This window comes from Noviherbaspirillum galbum, from assembly GCF_010974945.1.
GTDB lineage: Bacteria > Pseudomonadota > Gammaproteobacteria > Burkholderiales > Burkholderiaceae_D > Noviherbaspirillum > Noviherbaspirillum galbum.
In genome coordinates, this window is the sequence record NZ_JAAIVB010000054.1 from 1 (window position 1) to 24,140 (window position 24,140).

General features: G+C 62.7%; 24 protein-coding genes and 1 pseudogene. 22 read left to right on the top strand and 3 right to left on the bottom strand.

All coding sequences use genetic code 11. The annotated features are described in order from the left end of the window. The 16 genes and pseudogenes from G3574_RS16345 to motD form a co-directional block, all read left to right on the top strand. A pseudogene (locus tag G3574_RS16345) lies at positions 1 to 391 on the top strand (methyl-accepting chemotaxis protein); the annotation flags it as partial. A gap of 190 nt (positions 392 to 581) precedes the next feature. After that, positions 582 to 2,309, top strand: a complete 1,728-nt coding sequence (locus tag G3574_RS16350; RefSeq protein ID WP_163965333.1) for a methyl-accepting chemotaxis protein — start codon at positions 582 to 584, stop codon at positions 2,307 to 2,309. 336 nt (positions 2,310 to 2,645) lie between these two features. Continuing rightward, entirely contained in the window at positions 2,646 to 4,379 is a 1,734-nt protein-coding gene (locus tag G3574_RS16355) for a methyl-accepting chemotaxis protein (protein ID WP_163965335.1), read from the top strand. A gap of 138 nt (positions 4,380 to 4,517) precedes the next feature. After that, positions 4,518 to 5,387, top strand: coding sequence for a CheR family methyltransferase (locus G3574_RS16360; protein WP_163965337.1), 870 nt, complete (start codon positions 4,518 to 4,520; stop codon positions 5,385 to 5,387). A 3-nt stretch (positions 5,388 to 5,390) separates the two neighbouring features. Next, on the top strand, positions 5,391 to 6,002 hold the full coding sequence (gene cheD / locus G3574_RS16365) for a chemoreceptor glutamine deamidase CheD (protein WP_163965340.1): 612 nt from the start codon (positions 5,391 to 5,393) through the stop codon (positions 6,000 to 6,002). A 39-nt stretch (positions 6,003 to 6,041) separates the two neighbouring features. Then, entirely contained in the window at positions 6,042 to 7,115 is a 1,074-nt protein-coding gene (locus tag G3574_RS16370) for a protein-glutamate methylesterase/protein-glutamine glutaminase (RefSeq protein WP_163965341.1), read from the top strand. A 257-nt stretch (positions 7,116 to 7,372) separates the two neighbouring features. Then, positions 7,373 to 7,771, top strand: coding sequence for a chemotaxis response regulator CheY (gene cheY / locus G3574_RS16375; RefSeq protein WP_163965344.1), 399 nt, complete (start codon positions 7,373 to 7,375; stop codon positions 7,769 to 7,771). A 1-nt stretch (position 7,772) separates the two neighbouring features. Beyond that, positions 7,773 to 8,438, top strand: a complete 666-nt coding sequence (cheZ, locus tag G3574_RS16380; RefSeq protein ID WP_268958893.1) for a protein phosphatase CheZ — start codon at positions 7,773 to 7,775, stop codon at positions 8,436 to 8,438. Between the two features lie 176 nt (positions 8,439 to 8,614). Beyond that, a complete protein-coding gene (locus G3574_RS16385; protein WP_163965346.1) occupies positions 8,615 to 9,829 on the top strand; it encodes an EAL and HDOD domain-containing protein in 1,215 nt (404 codons plus the stop codon). A 224-nt stretch (positions 9,830 to 10,053) separates the two neighbouring features. After that, a complete protein-coding gene (gene flhB, locus G3574_RS16390; protein ID WP_163965349.1) occupies positions 10,054 to 11,217 on the top strand; it encodes a flagellar biosynthesis protein FlhB in 1,164 nt (387 codons plus the stop codon). Further along, a complete protein-coding gene (gene flhA / locus G3574_RS16395) occupies positions 11,214 to 13,301 on the top strand; it encodes a flagellar biosynthesis protein FlhA (RefSeq protein WP_163965351.1) in 2,088 nt (695 codons plus the stop codon). Before flhB ends, flhA begins: the two co-directional genes overlap by 4 nt. Next, positions 13,298 to 14,587 (top strand): flagellar biosynthesis protein FlhF, encoded by a 1,290-nt coding sequence (flhF, locus tag G3574_RS16400; protein ID WP_163965354.1) that lies wholly within the window; start codon positions 13,298 to 13,300, stop codon positions 14,585 to 14,587. The genes flhA and flhF overlap by 4 nt, the downstream gene beginning before the upstream one ends. Further along, a complete protein-coding gene (locus G3574_RS16405; RefSeq protein WP_163965357.1) occupies positions 14,580 to 15,389 on the top strand; it encodes a MinD/ParA family ATP-binding protein in 810 nt (269 codons plus the stop codon). The genes flhF and G3574_RS16405 overlap by 8 nt, the downstream gene beginning before the upstream one ends. Positions 15,390 to 15,454: 65 nt before the next feature. Next, entirely contained in the window at positions 15,455 to 16,186 is a 732-nt protein-coding gene (locus G3574_RS16410; protein WP_163965360.1) for an RNA polymerase sigma factor FliA, read from the top strand. Beyond that, complete coding sequence (locus G3574_RS16415) at positions 16,168 to 16,908, top strand: flagellar motor protein (protein WP_163965362.1); 741 nt, start codon at positions 16,168 to 16,170, stop codon at positions 16,906 to 16,908. Before G3574_RS16410 ends, G3574_RS16415 begins: the two co-directional genes overlap by 19 nt. 10 nt (positions 16,909 to 16,918) lie before the next feature. Further along, on the top strand, positions 16,919 to 17,704 hold the full coding sequence (gene motD / locus G3574_RS16420) for a flagellar motor protein MotD (RefSeq protein WP_163965366.1): 786 nt from the start codon (positions 16,919 to 16,921) through the stop codon (positions 17,702 to 17,704). An 83-nt stretch (positions 17,705 to 17,787) separates the two neighbouring features. Here the strand turns inward: motD and G3574_RS16425 are convergent, their stop codons facing one another. The 3 genes from G3574_RS16425 to flgA form a co-directional block, all read right to left on the bottom strand. Beyond that, entirely contained in the window at positions 17,788 to 18,258 is a 471-nt protein-coding gene (locus G3574_RS16425) for a flagella synthesis protein FlgN (RefSeq protein ID WP_163965369.1), read from the bottom strand. A gap of 12 nt (positions 18,259 to 18,270) precedes the next feature. Further along, on the bottom strand, positions 18,271 to 18,594 hold the full coding sequence (flgM, locus tag G3574_RS16430; protein ID WP_328804797.1) for a flagellar biosynthesis anti-sigma factor FlgM: 324 nt from the start codon (positions 18,592 to 18,594) through the stop codon (positions 18,271 to 18,273). A 110-nt stretch (positions 18,595 to 18,704) separates the two neighbouring features. Continuing rightward, positions 18,705 to 19,415: a flagellar basal body P-ring formation chaperone FlgA gene (gene flgA, locus G3574_RS16435; protein WP_163965371.1), complete on the bottom strand. Its 711-nt coding sequence runs from the start codon at positions 19,413 to 19,415 to the stop codon at positions 18,705 to 18,707. 190 nt (positions 19,416 to 19,605) lie between these two features. Between flgA and flgB the strand changes: the two genes are divergently transcribed. The 6 genes from flgB (at position 19,606) to flgG (ending at position 24,128) form a co-directional block, all read left to right on the top strand. Continuing rightward, positions 19,606 to 20,031 (top strand): flagellar basal body rod protein FlgB, encoded by a 426-nt coding sequence (gene flgB, locus G3574_RS16440; protein WP_163965374.1) that lies wholly within the window; start codon positions 19,606 to 19,608, stop codon positions 20,029 to 20,031. Positions 20,032 to 20,033: 2 nt separating this feature from the next. Beyond that, positions 20,034 to 20,438: a flagellar basal body rod protein FlgC gene (flgC, locus tag G3574_RS16445; protein ID WP_163965377.1), complete on the top strand. Its 405-nt coding sequence runs from the start codon at positions 20,034 to 20,036 to the stop codon at positions 20,436 to 20,438. A 25-nt stretch (positions 20,439 to 20,463) separates the two neighbouring features. Next, positions 20,464 to 21,150 (top strand): flagellar hook assembly protein FlgD, encoded by a 687-nt coding sequence (locus G3574_RS16450; protein ID WP_163965380.1) that lies wholly within the window; start codon positions 20,464 to 20,466, stop codon positions 21,148 to 21,150. A 32-nt stretch (positions 21,151 to 21,182) separates the two neighbouring features. Next, positions 21,183 to 22,469, top strand: a complete 1,287-nt coding sequence (flgE, locus tag G3574_RS16455) for a flagellar hook protein FlgE (RefSeq protein ID WP_163965383.1) — start codon at positions 21,183 to 21,185, stop codon at positions 22,467 to 22,469. Positions 22,470 to 22,549: 80 nt separating this feature from the next. Beyond that, on the top strand, positions 22,550 to 23,290 hold the full coding sequence (locus G3574_RS16460) for a flagellar basal body rod protein FlgF (protein ID WP_163965386.1): 741 nt from the start codon (positions 22,550 to 22,552) through the stop codon (positions 23,288 to 23,290). A 55-nt stretch (positions 23,291 to 23,345) separates the two neighbouring features. Then, positions 23,346 to 24,128: a flagellar basal-body rod protein FlgG gene (gene flgG, locus G3574_RS16465; RefSeq protein ID WP_163965388.1), complete on the top strand. Its 783-nt coding sequence runs from the start codon at positions 23,346 to 23,348 to the stop codon at positions 24,126 to 24,128. The last annotated feature ends 12 nt before the right edge of the window (positions 24,129 to 24,140 follow it).

A 24,140-nucleotide genomic window follows, 5' to 3' on the forward strand; every position in this document is an offset into this window, starting at 1 on the left:
GGCCGACATCATGAGCGAGATCACCGCCGCCAGCCAGGAACAGAGCAACGGCATCGAACAGGTCAACCTGGCCATCGCCCAGATGGACGAGATGACGCAGCAGAACGCAGCGCTGGTGGAGCAGGCGGCCGCTGCCGCGGCCAGCATGCAGCAGCAGGCAGGCGGGCTCGCCCAGGCCGTTGCCGTGTTCAACCTGGCTGGCGTTGCCGCCGCGCCCTCAAGGGCGGCCCTGCCGCAGTCCAGGAGCAGCGGCGGTAGGCAGGATCAGGCCGCGCAACGCACGGCGCAGGCGCTTCCCAGCGCGAGCGCGGGCAGGAGCGTTGCCGTCAAGCGGCCCGCTTCGCCTGCGCCGGCAGGTTCGTCGGCGACCGACGACTGGGAGGAGTTTTGAGCCTGCAGAAATTGGAAAGCTGAGTTGATTTCCGCCGCTGGCGCCTTTGCGCCGCGGCCGGAAAGCGCACGACTGCCTGGTCTCCGGCCGCGGTCCTGCGCGTGATGCATTGAATTCAATTGGTTGATCACGCTGCACCCAGTTCACGACTGGTTCGTTCACTGTTCTTCTGCCTTGAAAGGAATGCAACATGCTAAAGCTTTCCAACCTGAGGATTGGCGCCCGCCTTGCGCTTGGCTTCGGACTGATCCTGCTCTGCGCGAGCGCGCTGCTGGGCCTGGGGATATGGGGAATGGGCGAACTGCAGGACAATGCGGAATACATCGTGCAGAAGAAGGTGACCGCCCTGACGAACGCGATGGAAATGCGCGAGGCAGGATGGTCGCTGGCACTTTCGCTGCGCAAGGTCGCGACGCCGACGGATGCGACGGAAGGAGAGCGTGAAGCCAAGCGCCTCGATACCCTGCTCCAGCAATATGCCAAGTCCGAGGATCTGCTCAAGAAGCTCGTCGTCTCGCCGGAAGGGAAGGCGGCGCTGAACGAGGTGATGGCGCAGAAACAAGCCACGCTTCCGATCATTGAGAAAATCAAGGGCCATGTCACCGGAGGCAATTACTTCGATGCCTCTTCGCTGCTGAAATCCGATTTCCTGCCGGCGCATGAAAAGTGGATCAACAGCCTGGTGGCGATGGCGGAATACCAGCAGAAAGACATGAAGGCGACGCATGACGCGTCGCAGAGCAGTTACCAGGCGACCCGCATGGGCATGCTCCTCGTCGGCATCGTGATGATCGCGCTCGGTGCCTTCGCCGCGATGATCATCACGCGCACGATCATCAAGCCGCTGAAGGACGCGGGCCGGATCGCCGATACGATCGCCGGCGGCGACCTGACCGCGGCCATCGCGGAAACCGGACACGACGAAGCGGGGCAATTGGTCGGTTCCCTGAAGAGCATGCAGCAAAACCTGGTCGGGACGGTCAACAACATCAAGCAGAGCACGGAAACGATTGCGATCGCCTCCCGCGAGATCGCTTCCGGCAATGCCGACCTGTCGGCGCGCACCGAGTCGCAAGCCAGCTCGCTGGAAGAGACCGCTTCCTCCATGGAAGAACTCACCACCACCGTCAAGCAGAACGCCGAGAACGCCCGCCAGGCCAATCAGCTTGTCGTTTCCGCTTCCGACTATGCCGTCAAGGGCGGCGATGTCGTGGGCCAAGTGGTCGACACCATGGGCTCGATCAAGGAAAGCTCGCGCAAGATCGTCGACATCATCGGCGTCATCGACGGCATCGCCTTCCAGACCAACATCCTTGCCCTGAACGCTGCGGTGGAAGCGGCGCGGGCGGGAGAGCAGGGCCGGGGCTTTGCGGTGGTAGCGGCCGAGGTGCGCAACCTGGCGCAGCGCAGCGCGGGCGCGGCCAAGGAGATCAAGGCGCTGATCTCGGACTCGGTGGAGAAGGTGGACGCGGGCAGCAAGCTGGTGGACGAGGCGGGCAAGACGATGGGCGACATCGTCACGTCGGTCAAGCACGTGGCCGACATCATGAGCGAGATCACCGCCGCCAGCCAGGAACAGAGCACGGGTATCGAGGAAGTGAACCGGGCGATCGGGCAGATGGACGAGATGACGCAGCAGAACGCAGCGCTGGTGGAGCAGGCGGCGGCAGCGGCGGAGAGCATGCAGGACCAGGCGGTCAAGCTGGCCCAGGCCGTCGCCGTGTTCAAGGTTGCCGAGCAGGACCAGGAGCGCAGGAATGCCCGCGCTGGCGCCGCGCCAGCCTCTGCGGCGCCGCGGCTCCCGCAGCAGGTCCGAAAGCCGGCCTTGGGAACGATAAAGTCAACGGCGGTAGCGACGGTGGGGCAGGGCAGGAAGACAGCGCCTCCCACCTCAGGCAGCGAGTGGGAAGAGTTCTGAGCCAATGACAAATAGCCACGACGACGTGGCTATTTTTTTAACTTTGCTCGCCTGCGCGCATGGGCTTGCACACATTCGAATGCGGCTTGAGAAACCGGTGGTTTAGCGCTGCGGCGGGCCAATCGAGATGTAACTGTTGTTTGTCGATGCCATGTGTACACGCGTGCAACAACAAGCGAGAAAGTAAGGGTCAATTTTTGAACCGGATTGTTGGAATGAGGAGTTGGTTCAAGGTAATATGTCCAAAAGGCATCACGCGTCAGACACGACAGGCGCGGGGCGTGGTTTCCATAAAAACGGCGATGACAGCACGGCATCCAAGCAGGGAGAAACAACATGAATCTGCGTAATTTGCGTATCGGTACCCGCCTCTGGGTGGGATTTGGGATCATCCTCGGCATTCTTGCCCTGATGGTCGTCGTCGGTAATTTGCTGACCACGCAAAACAAAGAGAAATTGATCCGGGGACTGACACAGGCCAACACCAAGAGCGTCCTTGCCACGTCGATGAAAAGCGCCCTGCTGGAGAGCGGCGTCGCCATGCGCAACATCGGCCTGCAGTCGGACGTCACTGCGATGCAAAAGGAAGAAGCCCGCGTCAAGGCGCATAACAAGCGTTACGCCGATGCCCGCGACAAGCTGGCCGCGCTCGGCTTGAACGACGCCGAAAAGAAGATCGTTGCCGAAATCACCCGGCTGGAACAGGAAATCGCCGCGCCCTTCAAAGAAGCCATCGGACAAGCACTTGCCTTCAACAGCGAAGGCGCCTCCAAGGTCATCTCTACCAAGATCGATCCTCTGAACCAGCAATCCGTCGTCGAAATCGACAAGCTGGTCGAACTCGAGCAGGCCGCCGCAAAGGATGTCCTCGATAGCTCGGTCGGCGACGACACCAAGCTGATGGTCCTGCTGTTCGGCCTGGGCGCCATTGCGCTCGCCATCGGCGGCACGTTTGCCTGGGTCATCACCCGTAGCATCACCACCCCCTTGATCGAGGCCGTCAGCGTCGCAAGACGCGTCGCAACCGGCGACCTGACGTCTCAGATCGACGAGAAAAGCCGGGACGAAATCGGCCAGCTCTTCGATGCGCTGCGCCAGATGAATGGCAGCCTCGCGGAAATCGTCGGCAACGTTCGCCATGGCACCGAGATGATCGGCACGGCATCGCAGGAAATCGCTTCCGGCAATGCCGACCTTTCGGCGCGCACCGAGTCGCAGGCCAGCTCGCTGGAAGAAACCGCTTCCTCCATGGAAGAGCTCACCACCACCGTCAAGCAGAACGCCGAGAACGCCCGCCAGGCCAATCAGCTTGTCGTTTCCGCTTCCGACTATGCCGTCAAGGGCGGCGATGTCGTCGGCCAGGTGGTCGACACCATGGGTTCGATCAAGGAAAGCTCGCGCAAGATCGTCGACATCATCGGCGTCATCGACGGTATTGCCTTCCAGACCAACATCCTTGCCCTGAACGCTGCGGTGGAAGCGGCGCGGGCGGGAGAGCAGGGCCGGGGCTTTGCGGTGGTAGCGGCCGAGGTGCGCAACCTGGCGCAGCGCAGCGCGGGCGCGGCCAAGGAGATCAAGGCGCTGATCTCGGACTCGGTGGAGAAAGTAGACGCGGGCAGCAAGCTGGTGGACGAGGCGGGCAAGACGATGGGCGACATCGTCACGTCGGTCAAGCACGTGGCCGACATCATGAGCGAGATCACCGCCGCCAGCCAGGAACAGAGCACGGGTATCGAGGAAGTGAACCGGGCGATCGGGCAGATGGACGAGATGACGCAGCAGAACGCAGCGCTGGTGGAGCAGGCGGCGGCAGCGGCGGAGAGCATGCAGGACCAGGCGGTCAAGCTGGCCCAGGCCGTCGCCGTGTTCAAGATGGCTGGCGCAAACCTGAAGAGCGCGGCCATCAGGCAGGAACGCGCCCCGGTGGCTGCCCCGGAAGCGATCGCCAAGCCGGCCGCCGGCACGGCCATCGCCCAGCGGCCCGCCGCCCGTCCTGCCAGAAATGCAGTCGCTCCCGTTCGCAAGACGCCGGCGCCGACCGGTGCTTCGGACGATTGGGAAGAATTCTAAGGAAATGCGGCAGCCGGCACGTCACGCGTGACGTGCCAGGACCGGCCGGCCAGGGGTAACACGTCCGGGTGGCGCAAGCCAGCCGGGCACACGCAAGAATGCGATGGGGATGCGGTGACTTCGACTTTGACAAGACAGGTGAAAACGGACTCGGCAAAGGAATTCGAGTTCACCGCCCGCGATTTCGAGCGAGTGAGGGGCCTCATCTACAAGCGCGCCGGCATCGCGCTGGCCGACAGCAAGCAGGAAATGGTGTACAGCCGCCTGGCAAGGCGCTTGCGCGCAACCGGGATCCGCTCCTTCGGCGCCTATCTCGATGCGCTCGAGCGGGACGCCGGCAGCGCGGAATGGGAGTCCTTCACCAATGCGCTCACCACCAACCTGACGTCTTTCTTCCGCGAAGCGCACCACTTTCCCATTCTCGCGGATCATGTGCGGAACAAGAAGGAAACCTTGTCGATCTGGTGTTCCGCCAGTTCGACCGGCGAAGAACCCTACTCGATCGCGATCACCCTGTGCGAGGCGTTCGGCACACTGACGCCGCCCGCGCACATCATCGCCACCGACATCGACACGAACGTCCTGAACACGGCCTCCAGCGGCATCTATACCATCGACCGCCTCGACAAGATGGAGCCGGAACGGGCGAAGCGCTTCTTCCTGAAAGGGAAGGGGGCACAGGAAGGCATGGTCCGGGTACGACCGGAACTACGGCAGCTCATCACCTTCAAGCAGTTGAATCTGCTCGCGGACGACTGGCCGATCAGCGGGCCGTTCGACGCGATCTTCTGCCGCAACGTCATGATCTATTTCGACAAGCCGACGCAAAGCAAGATCCTCGCGAGGTTCGCGCCGCTGATGAAGCAGGATGGCCTGCTGTTCGCCGGTCATTCGGAAAACTTCCTGTATGTTTCGAACGCCTTCAAGCTGCGGGGCAAGACAGTGTACGAACTTGATTCCCTCAATGGCGGCTCGCGTCTCGCATCCGCACGTCGGCAAGAGAGATGACCTATGAGCTTCCCCTTAGAAGAACACTTTGCCACCAACGTCTACTACGACCGGACGTTTGACTGCGACGCGGCGAAGATCCTTCCAGGCGAGTACTACTACACCTGCAAGGACATGTTGATCGTTACCGTGCTCGGCTCATGCGTGTCCGCCTGCATCCGCGACCGCGTCACCGGAATCGGCGGGATGAATCACTTCATGCTGCCGGATGGCGGCGGCGATGCCGACAGCCCGGTTTCAGCCTCGATGCGCTATGGCACCTACGCCATGGAAATCCTCATCAACGACGTGCTGAAGGCGGGTGCTCGCCGTGAAAACCTCGAAGCCAAGGTGTTCGGCGGCGGCAACGTGCTGCGCGGCTTCGTGGCGATCAACGTCGGCGAACGCAATGCCCAGTTCGTCCGCGACTACCTGCGCGCCGAAAGCATCCGCATCGTCGCCGAAGACCTGAACGATGTCCATCCGCGGAAGGTGTATTACTTTCCGCGCACCGGCAAGGTGCTGGTGAAAAAGCTCAAGCAACTCAACAACAATACCCTGGTCAACCGCGAGCAGGATTACGCGAGCCGCCTGCAGACCACGCCGGTGGCGGGCGATGTCGAACTTTTCGGCTAGCCGCCATCCTGATTGCCGACCTCGGGAGGCGGGAAGAAAATGAAAATCAAAGTACTGATCGTCGATGACTCCGCGCTGATCCGCAGCGTGATGAATGAAATCATCCGCACGCAACCCGACATGGAAGTGGTGGGCGTCGCCCCAGATCCCATCGTTGCCCGCGAGCTCATCAAGAAGACCAATCCCGACGTCCTGACGCTGGACGTGGAAATGCCGCGCATGGACGGCCTGGATTTCCTCGAGAAGCTGATGCGTCTGCGCCCCATGCCGGTCGTCATGGTTTCCTCGCTGACCGAGCGCGGCTCCGAGATCACGCTGAGGGCGCTCGAGCTGGGCGCGGTGGATTTCGTCACCAAGCCGAAGATGTCGATCCAGAACGGCATGCTCGAATATGCGGAGCTCATCACCGACAAGATCCGCGCCGCGGCGAAGGCGCGGGTCAAGCCGCGCACCATTCCCGCTCCGGGAGCGGGCAGGGAGGGAGGCGAGCCAGCCCTGCTGCGCAATCCCTTGATGAGTAGCGAAAAGCTGATCATCATCGGCGCGTCGACCGGCGGCACCGAAGCCATCAAGGATTTCCTGGTGCAGATGCCTTCCGATTGCCCGGGCATCCTGATCACACAGCACATGCCCGAAGGATTTACCCGGTCGTTCGCGCGCCGGCTCGACAGCCTGTGTAAGATCACGGTGCAGGAATCGCAGGGCGGCGAGCGGGTGCTGCCCGGCCACGCCTACATCGCTCCGGGACATTCGCATCTCCTGCTGGCACGCAGCGGCGCGAACTACGTCACCCAGCTGGACCAGGGGCCCCCGGTCAACCGCCACCGCCCGTCGGTCGACGTGCTGTTCGAGTCCGCGGCGCGCTGCGCCGGCAAGAATGCCGTTGGGGTGATCCTTACCGGCATGGGCAAGGATGGCGCGGCGGGCATGCTGACGATGCGTAACGCGGGCGCCTACAATTTCGCGCAGGACGAGGCGAGCTGCGTCGTGTTCGGCATGCCGCGCGAGGCGATCGCCGTCGGCGCGACGCACGAAGTGGGAAGCCTGCAGGCGCTGCCGGGCATGGTGTTGAATTACCTGTCCACGCACAGCAGCCGTGCCCTGCGCGTGTGACGCGGTGCCGGCGCAAGTTGGCAAACAGCTAACGCGGACAGGGGCATGTGGTTGGAATCGTTGAAATGACGGTCTTTTAAGCTGTTATTAGTAGTCGACGACAATGCGCCAAGGTGCATAATAAACAGAGGAAGGTTTATACTTCTTTTGCCGGCGGAAGAAACCAGCTCCAGGCAGTGTGCGGCTCGCACTGCGCGGGGTACCGGTGGGGAAGCACGACCGACCAATAAAGGTTTCAAGAATCAATGGAGTAATTCATGGCTGATCCGAATACGAAGTTCTTGGTGGTGGACGATTTCTCGACGATGCGCCGCATCGTGCGCAATCTGCTGAAGGAACTGGGCTACTCGAATGTCGACGAAGCGGAAGACGGAGCCATGGCGCTTTCGAAACTCCGCAGCGAACAATTCGATTTCGTCATCTCGGACTGGAACATGCCCGTGATGGATGGCCTCACGATGTTGCAGAACATCCGGGCCGATGCCGCGCTGGCGAAGCTTCCCGTTCTGATGGTGACCGCCGAGGCAAAGAAGGAAAACATCATCGCCGCCGCCCAGGCGGGAGCGAATGGTTACGTGGTGAAGCCTTTCACCGCCGCCACGCTCGATGAAAAGCTGACGAAGATTTTCGAAAAGCTTGAAAAAGTAGGTGCCTGAGTTGGACGCGCCCGTAGCTCAATCCGGCGCGGCGCGGCCAGGCGCCTCGGGGAACGAAGTCGTGCACGACGAGATGCTGGCGCGCGTCGGCCAGATGACGCGCATGCTGCACGACAATCTCCGCGGTCTGGGATTCGACAAGCTGCTCGCCAAGGCGGCGCATGACATTCCCGATGCGCGCGACCGCCTGGACTACGTCGCGAAAATGACAGAGCAGGCGGCCCAGCGGGTATTGAACGCGACCGAGACCGCCTCTCCGCTCCAGGATAAGATCGAAGCGGGCGCGGGCGAGATCGCGCAGGAATGGACAAGCTTGATGGCAGGCGGCTTCGACGAAGCGACCTGCCGGGCGCTCGCATCCCGAACGGTGTCCTACCTGAATACGACGCGCGGCGATGCCGGCGTCACCAAGCAGCAACTGCTCGACATCATGATGGCCCAGGATTTCCAGGACCTCACCGGGCAAGTGATCAAGCGGGTCACCGAACTGGCGCACGGCATCGAACAGCAGCTCGTGCAACTGCTGGTCGACTACGCGCCTCCGGAAATCCGCCGCGATGCCGGGTCGGGATTGCTGAACGGTCCTCAGATCAATCCCGAGGGGAACGCCGATGTCGTGGCGGACCAGGGGCAGGTCGACGACCTTCTCGAAAGCCTGGGATTCTGAGTGTCCGGGTGGTCGGCGCGGCCTTCCACCCTGGCCGCAGCGACGCTTTGCCGGTTCAATTCATGTCACCTGATCCCATGCCATCCATGCGTCCTTCCGCGCGTTCGCCGTCCTGAACGTGCGAAGGCGCCTTCCGATGTACTCCTCCCGGTAACTCCTTTTCTTTCAAGGGCGACATGCAACAAGAGCTCTTCATCGTTCGCGAACCGCTGCTGAACACGCAGGAACGGGTACTCGGATACGAACTGGCGTGGCAGCACGTCATCAATGGCGGCGCCGCGCCAACGGAGGCCGAGGCCACCGAGTTGGTGCACTTCGTGGCGGCCGAAATGAGCGACAACGACGATGTCGCGCCGCTCAACGATCACCTGGTCTTCCTCGAAGTGCCGGTAGGCCTGATGACCGGGAATACCGTCGATTTCCTGCCCTCGAAGGGCGTGGTGCTGGTGGTGCGCGGCGCGGACCTGGCAATGCCGGGCGCGATCGAATCGCTCGCCACGGTCCGGGCGAAAGGCTTCGGGGTCTGCCTGCGCGAGGCGAACCTGCCCGGCCTCGACAAGGCGGTGCTCCCGCACCTCAGCTACGTCGAACTTCCGGTCACCGCCGGCGATTTCGCCGCCCAGCTTCAGGCCTACAAGGCGTTCGGCATGCCCGCGATCAAGCTGATCGCAAGACAGGTATCCACCTGGCAGGCCTACGACCTCTGCGCATCGGTGGGAATGTTCTCCTTCGTTGGCAAGCTGCACTTGTCGCCGCGCAGCGGGCAGCGCGTGCGCGACCTGAATCCCGCGCAGACCATCATCCTCCAGCTGATGGACATGGTAAGGAAGAATGCCGACGTCAAGCAGCTAGAAGGCGTGCTCAAGCGCGACGCGGCCTTGTCCTACAAGCTGCTGCGGTTCATCAATTCGGCCGGTTTCGGGCTCGGCTGTGAAATCCAGTCGCTCAAGCACGCGGTGACGATGCTCGGCTATTCACCGCTCTACCGCTGGCTGGCCCTGCTGCTGGCGACGGCCACGACCACCGGCTATTCGCCCGTGCTGCTGCAGACCGCCGTCATCCGCGGGCGCTTCGCGGAACTGATCGGCCAGGGCTTCCTTCCCAAGAACGAGGCCGAAAACCTCTTCGTTGCCGGCATGTTTTCCCTGCTCGACAAGCTGCTTGGCGTGCCGATGGAAGACATCCTCGAGAAAATCCAGCTGTCGGAGCCGGTGACGCAAGCCTTGCTGAGCCGCGAAGGGATCTACGGGCCTTTCCTCGCGCTGGCCGAAGCGTCGGAACTCAACAACAAGGAACTCGAGCGGATGGCCTCATCCCTCTGCATCAGCGGTTCGCGCATCAACGACTGCCATCTGTCGGCGCTGGCCTGGGCCCAGAACATCGAGCTCTGATTTCCGGGGCCGGCAACGATCGAGTTGCCGGCGGTCCGCCCGTTATTACCGTCCGTCGCGCCTGCGCGGACGGCTCCGTTTCCCGCTTTTTCCTCGCGAATGAAAAGGGGGATGAATCTTCCCCTGTTCCCGGCATCGCGCTTTCTCCCGAGCAACGATAATCGTGCGTAATTGGTAATACGTGGGGCATCTCGCCCGCGGATTGCGCAACACAGGAGTCGGCAATGGCCGAGGAAAGCGATCTCGAACGAACAGAACCGGCGTCGTCCAGGAGACTGGAGCAGGCGCGCGAGGAGGGTGACGTTCCCCGTTCACGGGAACTTGCCACCTGCACGGTGCTGCTCGGCGCTGGCCTCGGGCTGATGTTCCTTGGCGAGGGCATGGCGCGGCGCCTCGGGCATCTTCTGCAATCCGGCATGTCCTTCGATCGCGACCAGGCGTTCGACTTCAATCTCCTCGTGGCTCGGCTGGCTTCCGACCTGTGGGAAGTCCTGCTGGCCTTCGCGCCCCTGGCCGGCCTCATGATGCTCGTGGCGCTGGCCTCGCCGCTGCTGGTGGGCGGCTGGCTGCTGAGCCCGAAAGCCTTGCAGCCGAATTTCAGCCGGCTCAATCCGATGAGCGGCTTGGGCAACATGTTCTCTTCGCACGCCCTGATCGAACTGCTGAAGGCCATCGGCAAGACGATCATCGTCGGCGCTGTTGCCTGGATGGTCGCCTCGCGCCAGATCGACACCATGCTGGCGCTCGTTGCCGAGCCGCTGCGCGACGGCACCTCCCACATGGTGAAGATGCTCCTGACCAGCTTCCTGACGATCTGCGGCGCGCTGGCGATCATCGCGCTGCTCGATGCGCCTTACCAGATGTGGCACTACGCCAACAAGCTGAAGATGACCAAGGAAGAGCTGCGCCAGGAAGCCAAGGAAACCGAAGGCGATCCGCAGATCAAGGCCCGCATCCGCCAGATGCAGCGCGAGATGGCGCGCCGCCGCATGATGGCCGAAGTTCCAAAGGCTGACGTGGTCGTCACCAACCCGACCCACTTCGCCGTCGCGCTGAAATATGCCGAGGGCAAGATGAGCGCGCCCACCGTGGTCGCGAAGGGCGCGGACGAAGTCGCCGCGAAGATCCGGGAAATTGCCGGCGAGAACAACGTTCCCTTGCTCGAAGCGCCGCCGCTTGCCCGTGCGCTCTACAAGCATGCCGAGCTCGGCGACCAGATTCCCGAAGCCCTTTATACCGCCGTGGCCGAGGTGCTTGCCTACGTCTTCCAGCTGAAGGCATTCCGCCAGCATGGCGGCGTCGCGCCGCAGGAGCCGACGAACCTCGCGGTGCCGCCCCAGCTCGACCCGCTTAACGATGCCGCTGGCGCGGCCGGAGTCATGCAATGAACGGCTTCGCCTTGCCAGCATGGATGACGGGAGCGAACAGCCGCGCGCTGGCAGCGCCGGCGCTCATCGTCATGATGCTGGCGATGATGGTGCTGCCACTCCCGGCCTTCGTACTGGACGTGTTCTTCAGCTTCAACATCGCGCTCGCCATCATTGTCCTGCTCACCAGCCTGTACACGGTCAAGCCCCTCGACTTCATGGTCTTCCCGACGGTGCTGCTGGTCAGCACCATGCTCAGGCTGTCGCTCAACGTGGCATCCACCCGCGTCGTGCTCACCGAGGGTCACACCGGACCCGACGCCGCCGGCAAGGTGATCGAAGCCTTCGGCCACTTTCTGATCGGCGGCAACTACACCGTCGGCATTGTTGTCTTCATTATCCTGACCATCATCAACTTCACGGTCGTGACCAAGGGCGCCGGCCGCATCGCGGAAGTGGGTGCGCGATTCGCCCTCGATGCGATGCCCGGCAAGCAGATGGCGATCGACGCCGACCTGAATGCAGGCCTGATCGGCGAACAGGATGCGCGCCGCCGGCGTACCGAAGTGGCGCAGGAAGCCGAGTTCTATGGCGCCATGGATGGTGCCTCGAAGTATGTGCGCGGCGATGCGATCGCCGGCATCCTGGTCACGGTGATCAACATCGTCGGCGGTCTGGTGGTCGGACTGGTGCAGCACGACCTCGACTTTGCCGGTGCGCTCAAGAACTACACCTTGCTCGCCATCGGCGACGGCCTCGTCGCGCAGATTCCTTCGCTGATCATCTCCGTGGCCGCCGGCGTGGTGGTGTCGCGCGTGGCCAGCGAGCAGGACATCGGCGGGCAACTGGTCGGCCAGCTTTTCGCCAAGCCGCAGGTTCTCTACGTAACGGCGGGAATCATCGGCGGCATGGGCGTCATCCCCGGCATGCCGCACGTCGCCTTCATCATGCTGGCAGCGATACTCGGCGGCGGCGCCTACCTGCTGGCGAAGCGGGCAAGGATGGCATTGGAGGCAGTGCCGGTCGCGCCGCCCGCCCCAACGACGTTACCCGAATCCGAAGAAGCCACCTGGCAGGACATCGCGCCGGTCGACACCCTCGGCCTGGAAGTCGGTTACCGCCTGATTCCCCTGGTGGACAAGGCGCAGAGCGGCGAGCTGCTGCGCCGTATCAAGGGCATCCGCAAGAAGTTCGCGCAGGAAGTGGGCTTCCTGTCGCCGCCCGTGCACATCCGCGACAACCTTGAGCTGCGTCCCTCCGCCTACCGGATCGCCCTGAAGGGCGTGGAAGTCGGCGCGGGCGAGGCCTTCGTCGGACAGTATCTCGCGATCAATCCCGGCATGGTCAGCGGCACGCTGCCCGGACCGGCCACAACCGACCCGGCCTTCGGCCTGCCGGCGGTCTGGGTCGATGGCGCCATGCGCGAGCAGGCGCAGGCCATGGGATACACGGTGGTCGACGCCGGCACCGTGATCGCCACCCACATGAATCACCTGATCACCACGCACGCGTCGGAACTGCTCGGCCGCCAGGAAGTCCAGCAGCTGCTCGACCATCTCGGCAAGGAATCGCCCAAGCTGGTCGAGGACCTGGTGCCCAAGGTCGTGTCGCTTTCCATCCTGCAGAAGGTCCTGCAGAACCTGCTCGCCGAGGGCGTGCACATCCGCGACATGCGCACCATCCTCGAGACGCTGTCCGAATTCGGTCCGCAGACCCAGGATCCCAACGACCTGACTTCCATGGTGCGCGTCGCGCTCGGACGGGCAATCGTGCAGCAGCTTTTCCCTGGAGCGAGCGAACTGTCCGTCATGACCCTGGACACGCGCCTCGAGCGCCTGCTCATGCAAGCCATGCAGGCCGGCGGTACGGATGGCGCCGGCATGGAGCCGGGGCTGGCGGATTCCCTTACCGCGCAGGCCGAGAAGGCCGTGCGCCAGCAAGAGCAGTTGGGCATGGCGCCCGTGCTGCTGGTGCCGGCGCCGCTGCGTACCCTGCTGTCACGATTCCTGCGCCGCGCGCTGCCGCAGCTGCGCGTGCTGTCGCATGCAGAAATACCTGAAACGAAAACCATCAGAGTTACCAGCCTGGTCGGAGGCCAAGCATGAATGTCAAAAAATTCACCGCTCACACGTCGCGCGAAGCATGGCGCTTGGTGCGCGAAGCGCTCGGCCCCGATGCCGTCATTCTCTCGAATCGCACCATCAACGGCATGATCGAGATCCTCGCGCTCGCCAGCGAAGACATGTCGTCGCTGCAGGAGCCGGCGGTCGACAAGCCGGTCGTGTCCGCATCGACGCTCGCCGCCATCGCCGCGAAGCGCCAGGCGGAAAGCGAACAGCAGGCATCGCTCGCCGCCGCGCTGAAGGCCTCGCGCCACGTGCCCATCATGACGGCCGCCAAGGATGGCGAGGCCAGCTCGATGGAACTGGCGGAGGTCATGAACGAGATCCGTTCGATGCGCGGCATGCTGGAGTCGCAGCTCGCGGAAATCGTGTGGAGCAGCCAGCAGAAGCGCGATCCGATCAAGGGCATCATGATGCGCGAGATGCTGTCCGCCGGATTCAGCGCCAGCCTCGCGCGCTACCTGACCGAGCGCGTGCCGGCCGGCGAGAAGCAGGAACATGCGCTGACCTGGATCAAGTCCATCCTGTCGCGCAACCTGAGCGTGCTGACCAACGAAGACGAGATCCTCGATCGCGGCGGCGTGTTTGCGATGGTCGGTCCCACCGGCGTCGGCAAAACCACGACCACCGCCAAGCTGGCGGCGCGCTGCGTGATGCGCCACGGCGCCGGCAAGCTGGCCCTGATCACGACCGACGGCTATCGTATCGGCGGCTACGAGCAGCTTCGGATCTATGGAAAGATCCTTGGCGTGATGGTGCATTCGGTCAAGGATGAAACCGACCTGCGCATCGCCCTCGATGAACTCAAGAACAAGCACATGGTGCTGATCGATACGGTCGGCATGGGCCAGCGCGACAAGATGGTAGCCGAGCAGGTTGCCATGCTGTCCGGCGCCGGGGCGAAGGTGCAGCGCCTGCTGTGCATGAGCGCTACCTCGAACGGCGAGACCCTCAACGAAGTGGTGCGCTCCTACATGGGCGACGGACTGAGCGGTTGCGTCATCACCAAGCTCGACGAAGCCGCCACGATCGGCAGCGTCCTTGATGTCGTCATCCGCCAGAAACTTCGTCTTTACTACGTGGCCAACGGTCAGCGGGTGCCGGAAGACCTGCACGTGGCGAACAAGCATTACCTCGTCGACCGGGCATTCAAGCTCAAGCGCGAAACCGCGCCTTTCCAGTTCCATGAAGATGAGCTGCCGCTCGTGATCGGCAACACCGCGCGCGCCATGAATGACAAATCCCTGCACGAGGTGCGACTTGGCTAGTTTCGATTTCGATCAGGCCGAAGGCCTGCGCCGCATGCTGGCCGGGCCCAAGCCCCGGATCTTTACCTTTCTTTCCGCGACCTCGGCAGAAGAGAAGGGCGCCATGCTGGTCAACCTCGGTGCCTCGCTGGTCCAGGCCGGCCGGGACGTGCTGCTGTTCGACGCGTGCAATGCAACGCCCGGCATCGCTTCCCGCCTGAATGCCGATCGTACCGGCAGCCTGCTGCAGGTCGCTCGTGAGGAACGGCATGTCGACGCGGCGGTTCAGGCGATGCCGCAGGGTTTCGGCGTGGCCGCCATGCTGCGGCCCGGACAGCGCAATGCGATACGCGATGCCGAGCTGATGCTGCGCACCAATACCGCGTTCAATACCCTGGCGGGCCGCAGCGATATCGTGCTGGTGGATGCCGAACTGGACAAGGACGACAGCTTTCCCTTGCCCTCGCTCGCCGACGGCGAGATCGTGGTGCAGGTGGCCAACACGCCTGAGTCGATCAAGACCGCCTACACGCTCATCAAGCGGGTGAACGGCGAGCTCGGCCGCCGGCCCTTCAGCATCCTCGTGACCGGCGCAGCCGAAAAGGAAGCGCAACTGGTGTACCAGAACATGGCCCAGGCAGCGAACCGCTATCTGGCGGTCAAGCTCAATTCCATGGGGTCGGTGCCGGCGGACGATCATCTCAAGCGCGCGATGCAGCTTGGACGCGCCGTCGTCGACGCATTCCCGCTGGCGGGAGCGTCCGTCGCATTCCGCCGCCTCGCGGGCCGATTTGTATTGGCGGATACCGCTGCCGCAAGCTAACATGGTAGCTTCAAGGACTCCCGGGACAGGGAGGTTCCTTGGCGGGACCGGAACAACACAGAATTATGTACACCGTCAGCGGAAAATCGGACAAGAATCATTTGTTGCAGGAGCACGCGCCTCTGGTGAAGCGGCTCGCGCATCAGATGATGGCGAAGCTTCCGCCCAGCGTTGATGTCGACGACCTGATCCAGGCGGGAATGATCGGCTTGCTGGATGCGGTCAATCGCTACGAAGACAACCATGGCGCCCAGTTCGAGACCTATGCCGTCCAGCGCATCCGCGGCGCCATGCTGGATGAGTTGCGCAGCAGCGACTGGCTGCCGCGCAGCATCCGCCAGAACATGCGCAAGATCGAGAGCGCGATGAGCCAGTTGCAGCAGCGGCTTGGCCGCGCTCCCAAGGAAACGGAGATTGCCAAGGAGCTCAAGGTTTCCCTTACCGATTACCAGGAAATGCTCAACGACGGCGTGGGGCATCAGCTCGTCTACTACGAAGATTTCCACGACAAGGACCAGAGCGACCATTTCCTCGACCGGTATTGCGTCGACATCGGCGGCGATCCCTTGCAGAGCCTCGTCAATGGCGGCTTCCGGCAAGCCGTGATCCACGCCATCGAAGCGCTTCCCGAGCGGGAAAAGATACTGATGGGGCTCTACTACGAACAGGAAATGAACCTCAAGGAAATCGGCGCGGTCCTGGGCGTGACCGAATCCCGCGTCTGTCAATTGCATAGCCAGGCGATTTCCCGTCTGCGCGCCAAGCTCAAGGAAAAAGCGTGGACTGGGCTAGCTTAGGCGGACTTGCGCTGGCGCTCGGCGGCGTCCTCGCCGGGCAGCTGCTGGAAGGCGGCCATCTCGGCTCGCTTCTCCAGCCGGCGGCATTCTGCGTCGTGTTCGTCGGCACCGTTGGCGCGGTGCTGCTGCAGAGCGGCGTGGCGAGTTTCATGCATGGCCTCCGCATGGCGCGCTGGGTGGTGGCTGCGCCGGCGCAAGACGGCATGCAGCTCATGCAGGAAGTGATGCAATGGAGTTCCATGGCGCGCAGGGAAGGCTTGCTCAGCCTGCAGAAATTCAGCGGCGGCATCGAGGACAGGTTTATCTCGAAGGGTCTCACCTTGATCGTCGATGGCATCGATCCCTACAAGATGCGCGATATCCTCGAGACCGACATCACTACCTTCGAACGCAAGGAGCGCCAGGCGGCACGCATCTGGGAAGCGGCCGGCGGTTATGCGCCGACCATCGGCATCCTGGGCGCGGTGCTCGGACTCATCCACGTGATGGAAAACCTTGCGGACCCGGCCAAGCTCGGCGGCGGCATTGCCATTGCGTTCGTCGCTACCATCTACGGCGTCGGCCTCGCGAACCTCGTCTTCCTGCCCATCGCCAACAAGCTCAAGTCGCATATCGGCGAAGAGGTCCGCCGTCGCGAAATGCTGTGCGACGTATTCTGCGGCATCGCGAACGGGGACAATCCGCGCGTCCTCGAAGAGCGCATGCTCGCCTACCGCTACTGACGGGATCGACGTGAACCGCCGACGCGAGAGACGCCGCGAGCCGGAAGAGCCGGAAAACCACGAGCGCTGGCTGATCTCCTACGCGGACTTCATTACCCTGCTGTTCGCCTTCTTCGTGGTCATGTACGCGCTGTCCTCGATTAACGAGGGCAAGTACAAGATGCTCTCGAATTCCCTCATCAACGCATTCGGCAGCGCGCCGGCCGGCGCGGTTCCCAGGGGTGACGGCCAGCCCAAGGAGGCGCCCGGCCCCTTGCCCGCCCATCGCCCGCGCACCGGCGAGATTTCACGCCAGGAGCGGGAAAAGATGAACAATGTGGCGCGGGACATCCTGCAAGTCCTTGCCCCGCTGGTCAAGCAAGGCAAGGTAAAGATTACCCAGACGGTCCGCGGAGTCAGCGTCGACATCAATGCCAGCGTCCTGTTCGCGCCCGGCGACGCCACCTTGTCCGGAGAAAGCAGCCAGGCTTTGAAAGCGGTCGCCGCTGTGCTAAAAGCGGATGACCACGCCATCCAGGTTGAAGGGCATACGGACAGCACGCCGATCCGGAATGCGAGCTTTCCTTCAAACTGGGAGTTGTCTTCCGTGCGCGCCAGCAGCGTCGTTCGCCTGATGGAGGAAAACGGCATCGCGCAGCCGCGCCTGACCGCCGTCGGCTATGGGCCGACGAGGCCGGTCTCGACCAACGACACTGCCGAAGGCAGGTTGAGCAATCGCCGGGTATCGATCACCATCATGTCGAACATTCCCGGAAACGGTGCGGAAGTGCCGGTGGATCTGGTGGAGTGGAAGTGATGCGAGCCGCGGCCGGGGTATGCGTAACGGCTGCCATGCCAAGGCCGGTCGCCGACCGGCTTGTTTGATTTAGTGCTTGGGACTTAGCCGATTCCGAGGTGGCGGCTGGAAGGGCCGGTGGTTGCCTGGCCCTTGGGGCCGTACATCGTGCCCGCGGCCTGCGAGGCTGTCAGCGCGGTGAGTGCCTGCTGGTTGCGGGCCATCTGCTGGTTGATCAGCTTGCCATTGAGGCGGTTCAGTTCCTTCGCGCGCGCAGCGATGTCCAGCAAGGCTTGCCAGGCACGCGATGCGTCGCCGGCGTCCGGGCGCGCTACCCAGGCCTTCATGCCGGATTCATTGGATTCGAAGCCCGCTTGCGCCAGCGCCTGGTAACGCTGGTTCGCCAGTTCCGACATGGCGGCGATGGCTTTCGCTTTTTCCATCGTCAGGGAAGCCAGTTCCTCGACTTGGGATTTCACCAGCAATTCCTGTTCTTGTTCCAGCAGCGAGATCAATTGCTCGGCAGCGCGGGTTTCGTGCTCGAGGTTGGCTGCGGGATCGTGAAGTGCCGGCATGATGATGGTTCTTTATTTCTTGCGTGACTGGATGAGATCGCTCACGGTATCAAGCAATCCGTTCGCTACCTTTTCCGGATCGACCGTGAATCGGCCTTCAGCGATGGCGGCCTTGATTTCCTCGACCTTCTTCGTGTCGAAAGGGGCGCCGGTGCCGCCGGTCTGGGTGAGGGTCTGCGCCTGCGCGGACAAATGAACGCTGTCGGTGGCGGGGGCCTGGGTCGATGTGCTCGCGGCCGTCTTGGCGGTTTCCTTGGAACCTCGGGCCTGCGAGGTCCCCACGCCCAAGCCGGTCGCTTTCTTGAGTGACGGGTCCAACTTGATGGGACTGTTCACGGCGGTATCCTTGTCTGGTGATCGGAGTGACGGATGTTGTCAACGCTGGTAACGACCCCGGTTCCGGAAACTTTAGCACTATAGCGAAGATTTTTTCGCGGCGATGTATTTCAGTATGTAACCTCGACGATTCCGCCCAATTTTGCAACACCGCTGATCACTTGCCCGGATGGCGTGCGCACCTGGGTGACCTGTCCTTCCGTTGCATTGTTGAGTGCCCGCGCCTCGGACGAGATCTGGAAGCCGGGCCCGATGGTGGTGAGCTTGATCAGTTGGCCTTGCTGTATTGCCTGTTGCGTCTTCAAGGTGTCGGAACGTAGCGGGACGCCGGCCGGCAGGGAGGCGGACACGCTGCGGCCAATCGCCTGCGCGTCGTTGGTGATCACCGTCGCTGGCAGGGTCGCAAGGTCTCCCTTGATTTTTGTCAAATCTCCGGCGGTAACGATATGCCCTTGGGCAAGCGGCACCGCAGTGACGACATATTCCGCGATGACCTGGATCGAGGCCGGAACATAGATCGTCCAGTTCGACGGCGCATTGCAGCGGATGCCGATCGACGTCTTGCCCCATAGCCGGCTTCCTGGCGGCAGAAAGGCTTCCGGCGCCGGGCATGCCGGCAGATTGAGGCGGGAATCGATGGTCCCGAGGGTATGGCTGGCCTGCCCGGGCAGTCCAGCCGTCTGGGATTGAAGGAACTGGTCCGCTACGCCGCGAAGGGAAACGAGGTCCTGTCTGGCAACGGGCTGCGCCGCGGTTGGTGCGGCAAGGCTCGCCATCAGGATCGCGGCTGGCAAGAGAACGGGGAGCGGACGAAGTGTCATGACGTCGGTGAAAAGCCTTTTCTACAGGCGTAATCCTAAATTCCCGGCAATGATTCAAAAGCGGAAACAGGCGATGGTTTTTCGCGCTTATCACCCGATCAATGCTCAAGCCGGTCCGTATCATCGAGCATAGACAAATTGCCGCTATCTGTTCGTCATCTTGCCGGCGCGGTAATGTTCAGGAGTTAACATGGTCGGGAAACTGGATGAGGCCTTGCGTTTTCATGAAACCGCATTGAGCCTTCGGGCGCAGCGCCAGCAGCTGCTCGCATCGAACATCGCCAATGCGGACACACCGAATTACAAGGCGCGCGACATCGACTTCGGGGGCGCGCTGAAGGACGCGCTGGCGCGAAGCTCGCCCGCGTCCGCGCCGACAGCCTCGCCGCTTATGCGAACCGCCGCCACCCATCTGAACGGCGTCGCCGCCGACAAGATCACTGGCGGCGCCACCGCGCAGTTCCGCACCGCCGCGCAGGGAAGCGTCGACGGCAACACGGTCGACATGGATGCGGAGCGCAACCAGTTCGTCGACAACGCCGTGCGTTATGAGGCAGGGCTGACGCTCATCAGCGGCCAGATCAAGAACCTGCTCGCCGCCATCCAGAGCCAATAATCATGTCCCTATTCAACATCTTCAACGTCGCCGGCTCCGCCATGAGCGCGCAAAGCCAGCGCCTGAATACCGTCGCCAGCAACATTGCCAATGCCGACAGCACTACCAGCTCGACCGGGCAGACCTACCGCGCCAAGCAAGTCGTCTTTGCCGCCGTGCCGGGAACGTCGGCGGAGACCACGGCAGTCAAGGTGCAGCAGGTGATCGAGGACCAGTCGCCGCTGAAGAAAGTCTACGATCCCAAGCATCCGCAGGCCGACGAGAACGGCTACATCACGATGCCGAACGTGAACATGGTGGAGGAGATGGTCAACATGATCTCCGCATCCCGTTCCTACCAGACGAACGTGGAAACCATGAACACCGCGAAGAACATGCTGCTGAAAACCTTGACCATCGGTCAGTGACGGCAATGATGACCAAGGAGGCAAGATGACCACCGTGCAAAACAACCTGACCGCGTCGCTCCAGGACCAACTGGCGCAAATCAGCGGCAGCACCACCAAGAAGGCCACGGACGGATCGGACATCTCCGCCGTCCAGGATCGGTTCATGACCCTGCTGGTGACGCAGATGAAGAACCAGGATCCATTGAATCCCATGGATAACGCCGCGGTGACCGGGCAGATGGCGCAGCTATCCACCGTCACGGGTATCAACAAGCTGAACACCACCCTGGAAGCGCTCAAGAGCAGCTACCAGTCTTCCCAGACGATGGCCGCGACGGGAATGATCGGCCATGGGGTGCTCGTGCCGGGGCAGACCGTCAGCCTTGCCGATGGCAAGTCTATCTTCGGCGTGGAATTGCCCGATCCCGCCGATTCACTGCAGGTCACCGTCAAGAATCCGGCGGGATCCGTCGTGCGTACCCTCGATCTCGGATCGGCGGAGGCTGGCGTACATGCCATTGCCTGGGATGGCGCCACGGATGCGGGAACGACCGCGGCGAACGGCACGTACCGCATCGAGATCAAGGCGCTGCGCGGCGGCGCCAGCGCCGATGCGACGGCGCTGACCTTCGGCCAGGTACAGAGCGTGACGACGGGAGCGACCGGCGTCAAGTTGAACATGCCCGGATTGGGCGCATTGGATATGTCTGCCGTCCGGCAGGTCATGTAAGACTCAGTGAAGCGAAAAGCGAGGAGCGAAGTATGAGTTTTCAACAAGGTTTGAGCGGCCTGAACGGTGCGTCCAAGACTCTCGAGACGATTGGCAACAACCTGGCCAACTCCAATACCGCGGGCTTCAAGAGCTCGCAGGTCCAGTTCGCCGACATGTACGCGAATTCGCTGAGCGGCAGCGGTGCGGCTTCGGTCGGCATCGGTACCCAGGTGTCGCGGATCGCGCAGCAGTTCACGCAGGGAAACATCAACGCGTCCACCAATCCGCTCGACATGGCCATCAATGGCAACGGCTTCTTTGGCGTGCAGATGCCTGACGGCAGCCAGGCATTCAGCCGCAATGGCCAGTTCCAGCTTGACCAGAGCGGCTTCGTGGTTACGGCGACCGGGCAAAAGCTGATGGGCTACGTGAAATCGGCTTCGGGCAGCGAACAGATCCAGCCCCTCGTAATCGACATGACCAAGGGCTACGATCCGAAGGCGACGGTGGGTGTCAGCATGGCGCTCAACCTCGACTCGCGGAACACCGTGCCGACCACGACCTTCGATCCCGCCAATCCGACGGCCGGCGGTTTCAACAGCACGAGTTCTTGCACCGTATATGACTCCAAGGGCGTGCCCCACGTGGTGCAGGCTTATTTCGTCAAGGCAGCCGACGGCTGGGACGTGTACGCGCAAAGCGATGTCGTGATTCCGCCGGCGACCGCTCCCGATGCGGCCCAGCTGCTGACGACGTCGACGGCGCGCAGCCTGACGTTCGACCAGGGCGGCAAGCTGACCACCACGATGTCGCCCGCGCCCACCCTGACTTTCCAGCTCGATCCGGCCTCCGGTGCGACCGGCGCCGACGCGGCGGATGCGGGCCTGAACCAGATGACGGTGAAGCTGGACTTCACTAATACGACGGAATACGGCGCGCCATTCAGCGTGAACGGCCTCGCGCAAAATGGCGGTTACAGCGCAGGCCGCCTGTCGGGATTCTCGATCGGCTCCGACGGTACGGTCCTGGGTCGCTATACCAATGGCCAGACGCAGTCGCTGGGCCAGGTCGCGCTCTACGGATTCCGCAACGTCAACGGTCTCCAGCCGGTCGGCAACAACACCTGGGTTCCGACCTCTCCGTCGGATGCCGGCGCGGCCAACAAGCCGGGAACGGGCGGCCTGGGCGTGATCCAGTCCGCGTCCATCGAAGAATCCAACGTCGACATGACCGCCGAGCTCGTCAACATGATCACGGCGCAGCGCGTGTACCAGGCCAATGCGCAGACCATCAAGACGCAGGACCAGGTGCTGCAGACGCTGGTCAACCTCCGGTAATGACTGAATTGATGCCGGCATGAATCAGGCGAAGGACGTTAGCCGATGAATGGCGCCGGCAGGGTAACTGGAGGAGCGACATGGATCGCATGATTTACACGGCGATGTCCGGGGCCAAGCACATCCTCGAGAAGCAGGCAACGACATCGCACAACCTGGCCAACGCCACCACGACGGGTTTCCGCGCGCAGCTGGATTCGTTTCGTGCGGTGCCTGTGCTGAACTCGCCGTCGCCCACCCGCAGCTTCGTGGTCGATTCGACGGTAGGCACCGATTACACGCCCGGCGCCATCCAGCAAACAGGTCGTGACCTGGACGTGGCCGTGCAGGGGAAGGGCTGGATCTCGGTGCAACTCGAGGATGGTTCCGAGGCCTTCACCCGCGACGGCAGCCTGAAGACCAATGAAAACGGCATCCTGCAGACGCGCGCCGGCGCGACCGTGCTTGGCGATGGCGGCCCCATCACCGTTCCTCCGGATGTGACGGTCTCCGTGGCAAAGGATGGCACCGTGTCGGCCATCGCCGCCGGCTTCAAGCCGGGCGCGGCAACCGTGCTCGGGCGCATCAAGCTGGTCAATCCCGCCGAGGACAACATCGTGCGCGGCGACGATGGCCTGTTCCGCACCAAGGACGGCAACCCTCCCGATGCGGACGCGAGCGTGGCGCTCGTCGGCGGCGCGCTGGAAGGCAGCAACGTCAGCGTGGTCGATGCCATGGTGGACATGATTTCCCTGGCACGCCAGTTCGAACTGCAAATGAACCTGCTGAAGAACGCGGAAAGCAATGAAACAAAAGCCGCCCAGCTCTTTGGATTGAGCTGAGCCCCCTGAATCAATAATGCAATGAAGCACGCGCCGTCGTGCAATCGGGTGAAACATGATCAGATCGCTTTGGATTTCGAAAACCGGGCTGGATGCGCAGCAGACGCAGATGGACACCATCTCGAACAACCTGGCCAACGTCAATACGGCCGGGTTCAAGCGCACTCGAGCGGTGTTCGAGGACCTGCTTTACCAGACCGTGCGGCAGCCCGGAGCTCAGTCTTCCCAGCAAACCCAGTTGCCATCCGGCCTGCAGATCGGCACCGGCGTGCGTCCGGTCGCGGCCGAGCGCATCCACACGCAGGGCAACCTGCAGCAGACGGGTAACGAGAAGGACGTGGCGATCCAGGGTTCCGGCTTCTTCCAGGTACTGCTGCCGGATGGAACCACGGCCTACACCCGCGATGGATCGTTCCAGGTGGATGCCAACGGTCAGATGGTTACCTCCAGCGGCTTCGTGGTCCAGCCTGCGATCACCATTCCCGCCAATGCGGAAAGCATTACCGTGGGACGCGACGGCACGGTGTCCGTCAAGGTCCCGTCGGCCACGGCGCCAACCCAGGTTGGTACCCTGCAGCTCGCCACCTTCCTGAATCCGGCAGGCCTCGAATCGAAGGGAGAGAATCTCTACGTCGAAACGGCCGCCTCGGGCAGTCCGAGCACCAACACGCCTGGCACCAACGGCGCCGGCCTGCTGACGCAAGGGTATATCGAGACGTCCAACGTCAACGTGGTCGAGGAACTGGTGAACATGATCCAGACCCAGCGCGCCTATGAAATCAACAGCAAGGCGATCCAGACGTCGGACCAGATGCTGCAACGTCTCTCGCAGCTCTGATCGGCCGGTAGA

Coding starts and splice junctions, on each gene's coding strand:
- flgC (WP_163965377.1), top strand. CDS start 20,034: ATGTCCCTATTCAACATCTTCAACGTCGCCGGCTCCGCCATGAGCGCG.
- flgA (WP_163965371.1), bottom strand. CDS start 19,415: ATGACACTTCGTCCGCTCCCCGTTCTCTTGCCAGCCGCGATCCTGATG.
- flhB (WP_163965349.1), top strand. CDS start 10,054: ATGGCCGAGGAAAGCGATCTCGAACGAACAGAACCGGCGTCGTCCAGG.
- flgG (WP_163965388.1), top strand. CDS start 23,346: ATGATCAGATCGCTTTGGATTTCGAAAACCGGGCTGGATGCGCAGCAG.
- G3574_RS16410 (WP_163965360.1), top strand. CDS start 15,455: ATGTACACCGTCAGCGGAAAATCGGACAAGAATCATTTGTTGCAGGAG.
- flgB (WP_163965374.1), top strand. CDS start 19,606: ATGGTCGGGAAACTGGATGAGGCCTTGCGTTTTCATGAAACCGCATTG.
- flhF (WP_163965354.1), top strand. CDS start 13,298: ATGAATGTCAAAAAATTCACCGCTCACACGTCGCGCGAAGCATGGCGC.
- G3574_RS16425 (WP_163965369.1), bottom strand. CDS start 18,258: ATGCCGGCACTTCACGATCCCGCAGCCAACCTCGAGCACGAAACCCGC.
- G3574_RS16350 (WP_163965333.1), top strand. CDS start 582: ATGCTAAAGCTTTCCAACCTGAGGATTGGCGCCCGCCTTGCGCTTGGC.
- flhA (WP_163965351.1), top strand. CDS start 11,214: ATGAACGGCTTCGCCTTGCCAGCATGGATGACGGGAGCGAACAGCCGC.
- G3574_RS16355 (WP_163965335.1), top strand. CDS start 2,646: ATGAATCTGCGTAATTTGCGTATCGGTACCCGCCTCTGGGTGGGATTT.
- G3574_RS16460 (WP_163965386.1), top strand. CDS start 22,550: ATGGATCGCATGATTTACACGGCGATGTCCGGGGCCAAGCACATCCTC.
- G3574_RS16385 (WP_163965346.1), top strand. CDS start 8,615: ATGCAACAAGAGCTCTTCATCGTTCGCGAACCGCTGCTGAACACGCAG.
- G3574_RS16450 (WP_163965380.1), top strand. CDS start 20,464: ATGACCACCGTGCAAAACAACCTGACCGCGTCGCTCCAGGACCAACTG.
- cheY (WP_163965344.1), top strand. CDS start 7,373: ATGGCTGATCCGAATACGAAGTTCTTGGTGGTGGACGATTTCTCGACG.
- G3574_RS16370 (WP_163965341.1), top strand. CDS start 6,042: ATGAAAATCAAAGTACTGATCGTCGATGACTCCGCGCTGATCCGCAGC.
- cheD (WP_163965340.1), top strand. CDS start 5,391: ATGAGCTTCCCCTTAGAAGAACACTTTGCCACCAACGTCTACTACGAC.
- flgE (WP_163965383.1), top strand. CDS start 21,183: ATGAGTTTTCAACAAGGTTTGAGCGGCCTGAACGGTGCGTCCAAGACT.